This is a genomic window from Poriferisphaera sp. WC338 (assembly GCF_050931845.1).
Classification (GTDB): Bacteria; Planctomycetota; Phycisphaerae; order Phycisphaerales; family Phycisphaeraceae; genus Poriferisphaera.
Map to the genome: position 1 here is coordinate 161,603 of NZ_CP194516.1, position 13,599 is coordinate 175,201.

The 13,599-nt window shown below is 51.4% G+C and carries 10 protein-coding genes; 5 read left to right on the forward strand and 5 right to left on the reverse strand.

The genetic code is table 11. The features are described 5' to 3' along the window. The 4 genes from ACQ6WK_RS00675 to ACQ6WK_RS00690 are packed head-to-tail and all read left to right on the forward strand — an operon-like array spanning position 1 to position 7,194. Positions 1-3,036, forward strand: a complete 3,036-nt coding sequence (locus ACQ6WK_RS00675) for a glutamine amidotransferase (RefSeq protein WP_432798815.1) — start codon at positions 1-3, stop codon at positions 3,034-3,036. A 5-nt stretch (positions 3,037-3,041) separates the two neighbouring features. Continuing rightward, positions 3,042-4,064 (forward strand): AAA family ATPase, encoded by a 1,023-nt coding sequence (locus tag ACQ6WK_RS00680; protein WP_432798816.1) that lies wholly within the window; start codon positions 3,042-3,044, stop codon positions 4,062-4,064. A gap of 44 nt (positions 4,065-4,108) precedes the next feature. Beyond that, a complete protein-coding gene (locus tag ACQ6WK_RS00685; protein WP_432798817.1) occupies positions 4,109-5,272 on the forward strand; it encodes a DUF58 domain-containing protein in 1,164 nt (387 codons plus the stop codon). Then, complete coding sequence (locus ACQ6WK_RS00690; protein ID WP_432798818.1) at positions 5,269-7,194, forward strand: vWA domain-containing protein; 1,926 nt, start codon at positions 5,269-5,271, stop codon at positions 7,192-7,194. Before ACQ6WK_RS00685 ends, ACQ6WK_RS00690 begins: the two co-directional genes overlap by 4 nt. Positions 7,195-7,252: 58 nt before the next feature. On the opposite strand, the gene ACQ6WK_RS00695 is transcribed toward ACQ6WK_RS00690, so the two are convergent. Next, positions 7,253-8,383, reverse strand: coding sequence for an RNA polymerase sigma factor (locus tag ACQ6WK_RS00695; protein ID WP_432798819.1), 1,131 nt, complete (start codon positions 8,381-8,383; stop codon positions 7,253-7,255). Positions 8,384-8,593: 210 nt separating this feature from the next. On the opposite strand from ACQ6WK_RS00695, the gene ACQ6WK_RS00700 reads away from it, so the two are divergent. Then, entirely contained in the window at positions 8,594-10,099 is a 1,506-nt protein-coding gene (locus tag ACQ6WK_RS00700) for an SDR family oxidoreductase (RefSeq protein ID WP_432798820.1), read from the forward strand. A gap of 18 nt (positions 10,100-10,117) precedes the next feature. Here ACQ6WK_RS00700 and pdxH read toward each other — a convergent pair whose 3' ends face one another. The 4 genes from pdxH to lptB all read right to left on the reverse strand — a co-directional run bounded on the left by pdxH (position 10,118) and on the right by lptB (position 13,588). Further along, the gene (gene pdxH, locus ACQ6WK_RS00705) at positions 10,118-10,768 is read right to left on the reverse strand and encodes a pyridoxamine 5'-phosphate oxidase (RefSeq protein WP_432798821.1); all 651 of its coding nucleotides are present in this window, start codon (positions 10,766-10,768) and stop codon (positions 10,118-10,120) included. A gap of 59 nt (positions 10,769-10,827) precedes the next feature. Further along, positions 10,828-11,520 carry an SOS response-associated peptidase gene (locus ACQ6WK_RS00710; RefSeq protein WP_432798822.1) on the reverse strand — a complete coding sequence of 231 codons (693 nt, stop codon included), beginning with the start codon at positions 11,518-11,520 and terminating at the stop codon, positions 10,828-10,830. A 41-nt stretch (positions 11,521-11,561) separates the two neighbouring features. Beyond that, a complete protein-coding gene (locus ACQ6WK_RS00715) occupies positions 11,562-12,605 on the reverse strand; it encodes a pseudouridine synthase (protein WP_432798823.1) in 1,044 nt (347 codons plus the stop codon). Positions 12,606-12,838: 233 nt separating this feature from the next. Continuing rightward, positions 12,839-13,588: an LPS export ABC transporter ATP-binding protein gene (gene lptB / locus ACQ6WK_RS00720; RefSeq protein WP_432798824.1), complete on the reverse strand. Its 750-nt coding sequence runs from the start codon at positions 13,586-13,588 to the stop codon at positions 12,839-12,841. Positions 13,589-13,599: the final 11 nt, after the last annotated feature.

The following is a 13,599-nucleotide window of genomic DNA, read 5'->3' on the forward strand; positions in this document are numbered from 1 at the left end:
ATGAAGCAGAATTTCTGGGACAGTACGATGGGATGGGTGATGAACGCGGTGAGATCGGTTTTTCCGCCTCCGCGTGATGTTGTACGGCCATCTATGCTTTTGCCGCTAATTGTATTTTATGTTTTGTTCATAGGTGGATGTGGTGTTGCCGTTTTAGGTGATTGGGTCATGTTTACGTGGCTGGGTGCGTTTGGATTTTTAGCGATCGGTGTGTGGGTGTGGTGGATGGATGTGTGCGGTTACAGTGGATTACGAGGTTGGCGGCGGACAGCGGCGCTTTGGGTGCGGCTATGTTTGCTGGGAATGTTTGTGATCGTGTTGGCCGAGCCACGTATGGTGCGGAAGGATGATTCGTTAGCAGTAGTGTTTGTGATGGATCAATCCCAGTCGATTGGCTCCGAAGCACAAGACAACGCGCGGCAGTTCATGGCTAAGGTTGCTGCTGGTAAGCCGTCTCGCGACGATGTGGGAGTGGTGACGTTTGGTGGTGAAGCGGTGGTGGAATTGGCGCCGAGCAAAATTTTCCCTTATGAAGAAGGATCGGTTGAATACGCATTGCAGGTACGGCGGGACGGGACTGATCTTGAAAAAGCGTTGTCACTTGCCGGCGCGATGTTGCCAGGCGATAAGCCGGGGCGGATTGTGCTCATCAGTGATGGTGTGTCGACGCAGGGTGCGTATGGCGATCAACTTGAAGAACTTGCGGGCAAGAAAATTCCAGTAGATGTGCTGACGGTTGATTATGATTACGAGAAGGAAGTACTGATCGAACGGTTGGAATTGCCGCGAGCTGAGATGGTTAAGGTCGGTGATACTTATAAGGCGGTTGGGATTGTTTGGGCGGCGAATGATGGTGAGGGTGAGCTGACGCTTTTAGAAAATGGCTCAGTGATTGCACAAGAGAAGGTGCAGTATCAGAAGGGTAAGAATCGTTTTGAGATGCCGATCTATATGCGGCAAGCGGGGTATTATGAATACTCGCTTTCGATTCAGACCGCAGCAAGTGAGGATAGCATTCTGCAGAACAACAAGGCAGTGAGTTATCTATATCTGCAGGGTGAGGGACGAACGCTTTTGGTGGTCGAGCCGGGCGGAACGCAGGATGATTGGGTGCATATCAAACGTGCACTTGAAGAAAGCGAACGTGATGTTGATGTTATGAATGCGTTTGCGTTTCCGGACGATCCGTTGGCGCTGATGCCGTATGATTGTGTGATGTTTGTGAATGTTGGCGCGGAGCATTTTGGTGAGATGCGGATGAGCGCGCTCAAGCAAGCGGTGAATGAATATGGGGTTGGGTTTGTGATGGTGGGGGGACAGAACAGTTATGGTCCTGGTGGATATCATCGGACGACGATCGAAGAGATCTTGCCGGTGAGCATGGATGTGACGCAGCGGAAGGTTTTACCAAAGGCGGCGCTGGCGATCATCCTACACACATGTGAATTTGCAGATGGCAATACATGGGGTGTGCGGATTACCAAGCAGGCAATCAAGGTGTTGGGCGGGCAGGATGAAGTTGGTGTGTTGGTGTTTGATTGGGAGGGTGGTGAGCGGTGGCTGTTTCACTTGACGCCAGCACGAAACTATCCAATGCTCGCCAAGCAATTGAATGGCGCACAGATTGGGGACATGCCATCGTTTGCGCCGACGATGCGGATGGCGTTACAGGGGCTAAAGAAAAGTGATGCTTCGATGAAGCACATGATCATTATTTCGGATGGCGATCCGTCGCCAGCGCCCAAGGCGCTGCTCGGCCAGTTTGTGGCAAACAAGATCAGCGTCTCGACGGTGGCTGTGTTTCCACATGGCACGACGACGCAAGAGATGAAACGCATTGCGCGTGTAACCGGTGGCCGCTTTTATGAACCGAGTGATCCGAATACATTGCCATCAATTTTTGTGAAGGAAGCGAAAACACTTCGGCGGAGTATGATTCAAGAGAAGACGTTTGTGCCGGAAGTAAGTTTTCCTTCACCGATTCTTGATGGCATTGATACGATGCCGCCGTTGCACGGTTATACGATTGTGACGCCGAAGCCGACATCGACGGTGATTTTGGATGTGCCGGCGAAAGAGGATCGCGAGCCGCTTTTGAGTACATGGCGATATGGTTTGGGTAAGACCAGTGCGTTTACTAGTGACTTGTCACCACGGTGGGCGAACGACTGGATGGAATGGGCGCAGTACAAGGCGTTTGTACATCAATTAGTAACAGATGTGGCACGTGTGAAGTCGCAGAGTCAACTTCGAATGCAAGTGATGTCGAACGGCGGGCGGGGATTGATCCTAGTTGAAGATTACTCGACTGACGGCGGGTTCATGGAGCTTGAGGCGGACATTGATGGGCCGGGGGAAAATGAACGGATTGAGCTGACACAGGTTGGCCCGCGACGTTATGAAGCGTCTTTTGATTTGCGCGGAGAAGGACGATACCGCGTGACGGTGGCAGGTGATCGTGGCGGTGAAATCGAAAAATCTTTTGGTGGATTGATGGTAGCGTATTCGCAGGAGTACAAACGGTTGCGCGCGAATCCGATTGCGATGAAAGAAATTGCGGCAAATACAGGTGGTCGTGAACTGAAGGGTGATGAAAAAGCGAGCGCTATTTTTGATACTGAACGAGAAGCCAAGCGTCGATCACGTCCAGTCTTTGACTGGTTCTTGATTGTTTTGGCGTGTTTGGTTCCGTTGGACGTAGCATTCCGTAGGGTGCAATTGGATTGGACAGTAGTGCGGGGTTGGATTGGTTTGGGCAGAGAGCGGGAAGTTTCACGAGAGACATTCAGTACGCTGCTGAGCCGAAAGAAAGATGTTGGAGCGTTGCTCTCGGGTGATGATGAAATGCTCAAAGCGCGAGCTGCACAAAAAGATCTTCGTGAGGTGGATGAGCAAGGGGCTAAGCGCGTATTAGAATCGGTTGGCGTTGGTACGGAAAAGCAAGATGAAGTGGATGGCCCTGCGGGTGGGGAAACAATGTCGAAACTTAAAGCCAGAAGACAAGCGCTGCGCGAGCAGCAAGATAATGAAGGGTAACGGACATGAACGAGCAAACAGTCGGTAGCATCGGAAGCCATGCGGAGCTTGAACAGCAGGCAGCGATCTTTCGTCAGGAACTCATGGCGATCCGCAATGAAGTTGAAAAAGTCATCATCGGTCAACAGCGTGTCGTTGAAGCGGTGTTGACCGCGATGTTTTGCGGCGGGAATGTGTTGCTCGAAGGTGTGCCGGGGCTTGGCAAGACAGAGTTGGTAAAGGCGTTGAGCCGAGTGTTGGAACTGGATTTCCGTCGGGTACAGTTCACGCCAGACCTGATGCCAGCAGACATAATTGGTACGAATGTGATGAGTAGTGATGAAAGTGGCAGCGGGTATCGGGTTGAGTTCCGTAAGGGGCCGCTGTTTACACAGCTGCTTTTAGCAGATGAGATTAACCGTGCGACACCAAAGACACAGTCAGCGTTATTAGAAACAATGCAGGAAAAAACGGCGACCGTTGGCGGGCAAACATATCGGATGGAGTTACCGTTCTTCGTGCTGGCGACGCAGAACCCGCTTGAGCAGGAGGGGACATACCCGCTACCAGAGGCGCAGTTGGACCGTTTTATGTTCAAGGTTTGTGTGCCGTTCTTGGATCGTGGCGAGTTGAATGAAGTGGTGAGTCGCACCATTTTGAAGAAGCCCGCCGCGATCAACAAGATTGTCGATGGTAAGCGAATCATGGCGCTTGGGACGGTGTTGGAAAAAGTGGTCGTGGCGGAAGCGGTACGAGATTTTGCGTGCCGATTGGTGCTGGCAACGCATCCTGATACTGAGTATGCGACCGATGAGGTGCGGAATTTTGTGAAGTGGGGCGCGAGTCCGCGTGCAGCGCAGAGTTTGATCAAGGCAGCACGCGTGCGTGCGCTGGCGGATGGGCGTGTGCATGTGGCACATGAGGATATCAAAGCATGGGCGGTAGAGGTGCTTCAACATCGTGTACTTTTGAATTATGACGGGCAAGCTGAGAACGTGAGCGTGCCGGACTTGGTAACACACCTGGTGGAGCAGGTTGCAAAGATGTGATCAGGTTCAGTGTCAATCTAATCAATGATTAGAAGGAGCGCAGTTTGGCTGAGCGCGATGAACAAGTGAATCAATCGGGTGCGACTGGCGATACTTCAGGGGCGAGTTATCTGTCGTCGCTCAAGCGGAAAGTGAAGGTTTCACCAATAGCTGGCGATGTTTCTGCGCCACAGCAGCCTAAAGCTTCGAAAGTTGAGCAAAAGGATACCAGTGGCATTGGCGCGATATCTACACTAAAGGCAGGGGCGGCAAAAGTTAGCAACGCGGTGGGCGCACCTTCCATAATAGGCGACAGCATTGAAGGGAAGGGTGATGTTTTTAAGGGTGGTGTGACGGAATTGCTATCGAATCAGATGCTGGGGCGAGTGGAACGGATGCGGATTCAATCAAATCGAAAATTCACGAACCGTATGCGTGGAGAACATTTGTCTGGCAAAGGTGGACAGAGTACTGAGTTTTCGGATTATCGAGATTATGTAGCGGGTGATGATATTCGTTATGTGGACTGGAATATTTTTTCGCGGCTTGGCCGGCCATACCTGAAGCAGTTTCATCATGAAGAGGAACAGCAACTGGTGCTGATCATTGATAGATCGAACTCAATGTTATTCGGAGGTAAACTGCAACGGGCAAAAGCTATTGCAGCGGCAATGGGTGTGATGGGATTGTTTGGCAATGAAAAGGTGAGCGCGTATGTGGTAGGTGTAGATGAAGATACACAGCAGTGTCTGCGTCCATGCAGTGGGCGCGGAAGTATGCATAAGCTGTTTAAGTATCTTGAAGGAATTGAAGGCGGCGGGAATGAGCTGATTGAGAATGGCATTGAACGTGTGCTACGGACACATCGCGGGAAGGGCGTGGCGGTTTTGCTAAGCGACTTTTTAACCTATGGCGATGTTGGCGCAGGGTTAACCAGATTGCGCGGGCGTGAGCTTGAAATTTTTGCGATGCAAATTTTAAGTGAAGTCGAAGTGAATCCAGATTTGGATGGCGATCTGAAATTTGTAGACAGTGAAGGTGCGGGAACGCTTGATGTATCGGCGGCGGGTGACGTGGTAGGAATCTACCAAGAATATCGATTGCGATATGAGCGGCAGTTGGAAGATCATTGTCGTAAGCGTGGCGGACGGTTCTTATCTATTAGCGCAGCCGACCATTTACAGTACGTGCTGTTTGATCTACTGGTAAGGAAGGGGTGGGCGCGATGATACCGGGTTTTACAGCATTAGGTAGTGCCTATTTGTTTTTATTGATTCCGCCATTGGTGGTGCTGTATTTTTTGAAGCTGCGCCGTGAGCGGCTTGAAGTACCGTCACTGGTACTATGGAAACAGGTGTTAGAAGATCGGCGAGTGAACAGCCCGTTTCAGAAGTTTAAGAAGCATTTGCTGTTGTTGTTGCAGTTGTTACTTCTAATGTTACTAATCTTGGCAGCGATGCAGCCTTATGTGAAGGGGGGTGGCGACGATTTTGAATATATTCCGATCATCATTGATCATTCTGCCAGTATGGGTGCGAGAGATGAGCTGGGTGGTAAGTCGCGTCTAGATGAAGCAAAAGGCCGGGTTAGTGATCTAGCAAACCAATTGCAATCACATCAGCGCGTATGTTTAATTGCGGTGGCGGATTCAGCACGGAAGTTGACGGATTTTACGAATAACGCGCGTGTGCTTCAGGATGTGTTGGATGATCTTGACGTATGGGAAGTTGAAAGTGACATCGAGGACGCGCTTCGGCTGACTTCTGCATTACGGCAAGGAACGGGATTTAACCGTGCGATTTTATATTCCGACGGTAACTTTGCTGAGAAGTCAGAGATTTCGTTGGCATACGAATTGAATTATCAACAGCTCGAGCATACGGGACGAAACGCGGGGATCACGGCGCTGCGCGCTAGGCGGAGTGAAGAGGAAGGTGAGTGGGAAGTTTTCGTGGGGATCTCTGGAAATGATGGCAAGAAGATGACCGGTGAGTTGGTGGCGATGTTGGATGGTAAACGATTGTTTGATGAGAAGCAGTACATTGCGGTAAAGCATGATGAGGAAGCACGTACATCGTTTACGGTAGCGACGGATGAGGCGGGGTTGCTTGAAGTAAAGCTGGCAATGGATGGTTATGATGCCATGGTGAGCGACAACTGGGCGGCGATTCGTCTAGAAAAACCACGGAAATTAAGAGTTTTTGTGTCGGAGAGCTTAGTGGATTTTGAGCGGGCATTGGGTGTTATGAAGGATGTTGAATTGGATGTGATTGGTGGGAGCCATGCTGGAGAGGGCGGGGAATATGATCTTGCAGTGGTGGATATGAGCCGAGGCGAGGAGGCTGATGGTGGAATCAGTGCGCGTGTTCGGATGAATGTTGGCGGTGTGCCGAAGGAATTGGAAGAGGTGCTTTCGGTTGATCAAACAGGTGATGGCGTGGTGGATTGGATGGGGCAATCGGAGTTGTTGCGACATCTGGAATTGTCTGTGTTGATGTTGACAGATCATGTGACGTACAGTGAGGGACAGAACGAGAAAGATTTAGCTGCACTTGATTATGAAGTGTTAATGGACGGATGGCATGGGCCGTTGATGCTAAGGAAGCGGGCAGAGGGGCGGTTACGGTACGAGATGCTTTATCATGTGGATCGTTCGTCGCTAAGTTTCGGTCCGGCGCTGCCGATGATGATGTACAACTTGAAGCAGATTGCGATGCATGAATGTGGCTTGCTTGAGCAGACAGGTGATCAAACGGGTGTGCTTGCATCTGTTAGTGGTTTGGGGATGGAGAAGATGTATACGATGAAGGGACCGGGTGGGGTGCGGATTGGTGGGAAGACAAATTTGGATGGTGAGTTGCGTGGCGTGAAGGCGCGGAAGGTAGGCAAGTATGTATTGGATGGGCCTGCGCGAGTGATGGGGGCGAGTTTATTAAGTAAGAAGGAAACAATGTTGGCGGCGGCACAGACGATAGCGTTCAATGAGGATCAAACCGCGGTAGCAGCAAGTGCGGTCGAGATTGACCGGCCAATATGGCGGTGGATGGCAGGGATCGCGATGATATTTCTGTTAGTGGAATGGTGGTACTATCAGCGTAAGCCTGGCGGGCATGCCTCATGGCGTAAACCAAGCCGTGGCATGGTGCGATAAGTTTGCGGAGAGACAATCTAATTCTAAGAAGAGGTGGTGTATGCGAGTCAGAAGTTCATCACTGGGTAGGATATGTAACGCGTGGCGATGACTTGATGACTTGATCGAATGGCTTTCCGGTCTGTTTTTCGATAGCTGTGCGGACTTGATCGATGGGGAGTGTGACTGTGTGTGTATCGGCATAGGTGACGGTGAGATGGGTGGCATCTGTGGTTGGGGCTGAGATAAGGCAGATGATGTCTGATTGCAGATGGCTGAGCATCGGGGTGATTTGGATGGTTTCGTTCGATGTTATGGAACGTGTAGGCTGCTTAGATGTGTTTATTTCACTTATGATCTGTTGAGATTGTCTTTTTGTGGGTTGGATAATGTGATCATCAAGCACGGTGTCGGTCGCACTGTTGGGGTCTATGTTGCCGATACCGGTAAAGCTGATTGTGGCAAGGCCGATGATGAGTCCACCGACAATAATGCCACCGGTTTTAAGCCATAGGCCTGTGGTTGCAGCGGTGGTAGAGGCAGCAGCAGCCGCAGAGGTTGTTGAGGTAAAAATGGTGAGTTTGCCGAGCTGTGTGGCTAGTGCGATTGGGACCGCGTGCGCTTCATAAGCAGTGAGTAGCATCATCAATGGCGACACTGCAAGGACTAATCCGCGCTTAGACAACTGTTGACGTAAGACTTCCATTGCCTGTTTCATACGACGGGACATCGTTGCTGGCGAGTAACCGTATTCAACTGCCAGTTCCCGTTGCGATTTACCCATGAGGAAATGGTCTACCAAAATTGTGCGCGTTTCATCCGGCAGATCGGATAGTGCTTGATCAAGGTATGGCAGAACTTGATCCCATTGTTCAGGTGTTCTCGCTCGTTTGCGCTCCAACTCAGCATGATAATTTTGTTCACGAGTTTTACGGGCATTATTCGAGCGGAGCATATCGAGGCAGAGGTGCGTTGCTGCACGATGAAGCCAAGCAGGTACACATTTGGTCACCTGTTCGGGCTTGCGCATCAAACGATAAAACGTTTCCTGCGTGGCATCTTCCGCCAATGCACGATCTCCCAAGACGCGCAGACAGGTGTTGTAAACCAGTCCGGTATACCGCTGCATAAGCGTGTTAAAGGCTGCGGCATCGCCCTTGGTGACGTATGCTTGCAAAAGATTTAGATCTGCTGCGTTATCGGTTTGCATGTGAGGGGTCCGTTTTTGCTCGCGCGGGATGCTCCAGCTACCCCAGTTTACACCATGATCCCTAGTTTTAAGACGGAATCTTGAGGCGGAGATTTCATGTTTTTGTGATAAAAATAATCTGGGTGGCATCAGATGGCGATACTGAGGGGGAAGGTGGTTGTAATGGGCAGGAGATGATGTTCATAAACACTGAAATTTCAAAGAGATAGCATGAAAATTTTGGTAACAGGTGCGACGGGGTATGTTGGGGGGCGATTGGTACCAAGGTTGCTTGAGCGAGGGCATCAAGTGGTGGTTTTGGTGCGAGATGCGAGTCGGATTGAAGAGCGGGCGTGGGCGGATCAAGTCACAGTTCATGTAGGAGACATGTTAGACGAGGCGAGTTTAACCCGGGCGCTGGCAGGTGCTGAGGTGGCTTATTATTTGGTGCATTCGATGTGGGGAGGCAAGGGGTTTGAGGATAAAGATCGGATTGGAGCGGAAGGTTTTATCCGTGCGGCTCATACCGCCGGGAAACAAAGCGGTGTGAAGTTGCGGCATGTGGTTTATCTCGGTGGGCTTCAGCCGAGTAATAACGTTCAGCACGATCACCTTTTGAAAGTGAGCCGTCATTTAAGAAGTCGCGCAGAGGTGGGCGAGATCTTACGAGAGGGTTTACCGGGTTGCGTGACAGAGTTTCGTGCGGGGCCGATCATCGGCTCGGGAAGCGCATCGTTTGAGATGGTGCGTTATTTGACCGAACGGCTACCGGTGATGGTGGCACCGAAATGGATTATGAATCCGGTGCATCCAATCGGCATTCGGAATGTGATGGAATATCTCGTCTATGCGATGGATAGACAGTCGTGCGGCGTGATTGATATCGGTGTAGAGCGTATGACATTTAAGCAGATGATGCACGGCTATGCACAAGTGAGAGGATTAAAGCGATTGATCTTGCCGATACCGGTATTGACGCCGGGACTTGCATCACACTGGGTAGGATTGGTGACGCCGATCCCAAACAAACTGGCGCGTCCGCTCATCGAAGGCGTAATCGAGCCACTGGTGTTGCAGAATAACAGAGCCGCTGAACAGTTTCCGCAGATCAAAGTGATGAATTATCAGGAAGCCGTTAAACGTGCGATTGATCGCGTCGAGGAAAATCATGTTGAGACACGGTGGAGCGGCGCGCTGGGTTTGAATGAAGATGAATTGCAGAAGGTCGATGTGTCGGAGTGGGAAGGGATGAGCAAAGAGGTGCGGAGTATCCACGTACAAGCAACATCAACGGAAGTGTTTGATGTGGTGAGTGGGTTAGGCGGCGATACGGGCTGGCTGGTATGGGAGTGGGCGTGGTGGTTGCGTGGGGTGATGGATCGTGTGGTAGGCGGGCCGGGGTTAAGACGGGGGCGGCGAGATTCTAAACATGTTTTGCCCGGCGAAGCAATTGATTTCTGGCGGGTGGAAAAGGTTGAAGAGTCACAACTCTTGCGGCTACGTGCGGAGATGAAGTTGCCGGGGAAGGCGTGGCTCCAATGGGAAATTAAGCCTGCCAAACAAGAGGACTTTGGTTGTGAATTGGTGCAGACTGCGATGTTTGAGCCACGCGGATTACCGGGCACACTTTATTGGTATTCGCTTTACCCAATTCATAAATTCATCTTTACGGATATGGTTCGAGCTATTGCCAAACGAGCTGTTTCCGGAAACAGCGATATCGTATCATCAGGATAGTCGAGATAATATTACGTATTACGGAGCTAAGCGCTCAATAGACCAGTTAGATGAATCTGTTTCAAGTGTGTATCGCAGACGGTCATGAAGACGATTGGTGCGGCCTTGCCAGAACTCGATCGAGTTTGCAGCAAGGCGGTAGCCTCCCCAGCTTTCAGGTCGTGGGATTGGACTATCTGTGTATTGCTTATCAAGTGCAGCGAGTTTGTCTTCGAGTGTTTTGCGGTTAGAAACAACACTGCTTTGATCAGAAGCTAGTGCGCCGAGTTGTGAGCCGCGCGGCCTGGAAGCGAAGTAAGCATCAGATAATTCGATAGAGGTTTTGGCGACCGTGCCGCGCACACGGACTTGGCGCTCTAGGATTGGCCAATAGAAAACTAGGGTTGCGTGTGGATGATCAATAAGTTGATCGCCCTTGATGGAGCTATAGTTCGTGAAGAAGACGAAGCCGTTGTGATCGAATGATTTGAGCAGGACGATGCGCGCATCGGCAAACCCGGCAGAATCAACTGTGGCAAGGGTCATGGCATTAGGTTCGAACCATTCACCTTTATTGGCAGCAACGGCGTCATCAAACCAGCGTTTGAACTGATCGATCGGGTTTGAATGTGCGTCGCTTTCGTCGAAAGCTCCGTGGTCAAAATCTCGGCGCATGGCATCAATAGACATGGTGGGTTCTCCATTTATGACGGCTATTGTAGTCCGAATATGAGGGAAGCGCGCAAAGATTATCCGAACAAAGTTGTTGGCGGGGCAGGCTTGATAAGGTCGGGCGAATCGTTGGCTGGTTTATTGACCGCGGTGCTAACAGAGTAATGGTGCATTTCATCAGCGGGGTAGGGGGTAAGTAGTTCATCAAGCCCTTTAGCGGTTTGATTGGTTGGATCGAGCCAACGGTTGTAATATTCGCGCGGGATGATCACGGGCATGCGGTGATGAAGTTCTTGGAGCATAGCATTTGCGGCGGTGGTGATGATCGTACAGGTGTCAATCTGCGCACCGCCGGGATCGTGCCAGGTATCCCACAAGCCGGCGAAGGCGAAGAGCGATTCATCAAGCAGATGGATGTAGTGTGGGGTACGGTTTTTCTTTTGGGATGCATCCCATTCATAAAAACCTGAGGCAGGGATAAGGCAGCGTTTGAGGTTATAGATGCCGCGGAAAGAGGGCTTTTCACGGAGTGATTCACTGCGTGCATTAATCATACGATTGCCAATGGCGGGATCTTTCGCCCATGAGGGGATTAATCCCCATTGCGCGAAGTTGATTTGGCGACGATGAATATCAAGATCGTGGCGAACGATGGGAATGGGTTGTGACGGTGCGATGTTGTAACGGCCCATGAGATGGATCATCATTTCTGCTTCGAACATTTGTTCGAGGAGAAGCTCTTCGTGGATGAGGGTGTAGCGTCCGCACATGATGGTGATTGTAATGGTCGAGAATGAGGCTGTATATACAGCTATTTTTTGAGTTTGGTGGCTTTCTTAAGGGCGGCAACTTCCTGTGTGGTGAGCATACGCCACGAACCGGTGGGGACGCCTTTGAGGCGGAGCGGGCCAATGCCGACACGGGTGAGTTTGCGGACTTTGAATCCGAGAGATGCGAGGAGCCTACGGATCTCACGGTTTTGACCTTCGGCGAGGGTGATGGCGAGGGTGGTTTTGTCGCCGCGGATGCGATCGGTTTCTGTGCCGAGGATTTTGACGGAGAGGGCGGAAGCACGTTTGGGTTTCGCAGAAGGTTTGGCTGAAGAGGTCGGGCTATGCGCGAGATAGATGCCTTTCTTGAGCACGGTGACATCGGCTTCTTTTAGGCGGCCTTTGATCTTCACTTGATAGTGTTTGACGACTTCGTAGCGAGGGTGGGTGAGGCGATTGGCGAGTTCGCCGTCGTTAGTAAGGAGGATGAGCCCTTGGGAGTCGGCGTCGAGTCTGCCAACGGGGAAGAGTCGGGGATCGCCGGGGATATCGACGAGATCAATGACTCGGCGGCGGCCTTCAGGGTCTTCGTTGGTGGAGATGACACGCTTAGGTTTGTTGACCATGACGTAGTATTTGCGTGTGGTCTTGCCTACTTTGGTGGTTAGCTCGGGTTTGTAGATGGACTTGCCGCGGACCTCGATACAGTCTTTGACGGGATCGACCCATGCGGGCAGAGAGAGGATGTGTGTGCCGTTGACGGTGACGTCGCCCTGTTCGATGAGGGTTTCGCAATCACGGCGGGAGGCAACGCCAGCGTCAGCAAGAGCTTTTTGAAGACGGATACCACGTTTGTTATCGAGGTACTTGTCGGGGGTTGATTGCTTGCGCGCACGTGAGGATTTTTTTGTGTGCTTGATTGATTTTGTAGTGGTATTGGTGCGTTTCGCGGCAGTCTTCTTAGTGGTTTTGGAAGCCTTCGTAGAAGTTGTGGTTTTCTTCGATGCTTTTTTGGTGGTGCTAGCACCGGCGCGGCGAATGGTGGTTTTAGGAGAAGATTTCTTGGCTGTTTTTTTGCGTGGCATGTCGGTTACTGGGTTTCTCCGGCGGCAGAGAGATCAGGGAGGATTGATTCTTTGCGGTTGGAGACAGCGGCGATTCACATCGCGGCTGATAGATTAAATATCAAAATTCGTTCTGTTGTTATATGTCTAATTGTTAGTTAGACGGGGTTGGTTCTCCGTAATCGACCTCATGGATGGAATCTATGGGTTTGTGGTGGTGGGTAGAGGGGGAGTGTATGGATGTGGGGGGATGCTTAGTCGAACTCATCACCTTTGAACGTGGAGCCGAGGTAGAGCTTGCGGACTTGCTCGTTGTTGATGATTTGTTTGGGGGTGCCTTCGGCGAAGACGTTGCCATCAAAGATAACGTAAACGCGGTCGCAGACAGCGAGGATGTGCTGGACGTTGTGGTCTGTGACGAGCATGGCGATGTTTTGTTCTTCGCGGAGTCGGCGGATTTCACGTTGGAGGTCTTCGACGGCAACGGGGTCGACGCCGGAGAAAGGTTCGTCGAGGAGGATGAGTTGCGGTTCAGTGATAAGGGCGCGAGCGATTTCGAGTTTGCGTCGTTCGCCGCCGGAGAGTGTGCGGGCAAGCTGCTTGCGGGTTTTGGTGAGGTCGAACTGCTCCATGAGCTGCTCTGCTTTTTGTTTGCGTTGGGACCGTGAGAGGGGGCGAGTTTCGAGGATGGCGTGTAGGTTTTGTTCGACGGTGAGTCGTTGAAAGACGGACGGTTCTTGAGAGAGGTACCCCATGCCGCGCTGGGCACGCTGGTACATGGCAAGTCGGGTGACATCCTGGCCGTCGAAAATGACCTGGCCTGCGTCAGGAGTGATCATACCCATGGTCATGCGGAAGGAGGTGGTTTTCCCGGCACCGTTGCGACCGAGCAGGCCGACGATTTCGCGCTCTGAGACGTCAAATGAGACATTGTTGACGACGGTGCGGCCGGTGAAGGTTTTGACGAGATTGTTTACTTTGAGGATGTACATGGTTTGGCACATGATACACGCGT

Excerpts from the sequence above, each read along its gene's own strand:
- ACQ6WK_RS00715 (WP_432798823.1), bottom strand. The coding sequence starts at position 12,605 with ATGCCACGCAAAAAAACAGCCAAGAAATCTTCTCCTAAAACCACCATT.
- pdxH (WP_432798821.1), bottom strand. The coding sequence starts at position 10,768 with ATGTCTATTGATGCCATGCGCCGAGATTTTGACCACGGAGCTTTCGAC.
- ACQ6WK_RS00710 (WP_432798822.1), bottom strand. The coding sequence starts at position 11,520 with ATGTGCGGACGCTACACCCTCATCCACGAAGAGCTTCTCCTCGAACAA.
- ACQ6WK_RS00680 (WP_432798816.1), top strand. The coding sequence starts at position 3,042 with ATGAACGAGCAAACAGTCGGTAGCATCGGAAGCCATGCGGAGCTTGAA.
- lptB (WP_432798824.1), bottom strand. The coding sequence starts at position 13,588 with ATGTGCCAAACCATGTACATCCTCAAAGTAAACAATCTCGTCAAAACC.
- ACQ6WK_RS00695 (WP_432798819.1), bottom strand. The coding sequence starts at position 8,383 with ATGCAAACCGATAACGCAGCAGATCTAAATCTTTTGCAAGCATACGTC.
- ACQ6WK_RS00675 (WP_432798815.1), top strand. The coding sequence starts at position 1 with ATGAAGCAGAATTTCTGGGACAGTACGATGGGATGGGTGATGAACGCG.
- ACQ6WK_RS00690 (WP_432798818.1), top strand. The coding sequence starts at position 5,269 with ATGATACCGGGTTTTACAGCATTAGGTAGTGCCTATTTGTTTTTATTG.
- ACQ6WK_RS00700 (WP_432798820.1), top strand. The coding sequence starts at position 8,594 with ATGAAAATTTTGGTAACAGGTGCGACGGGGTATGTTGGGGGGCGATTG.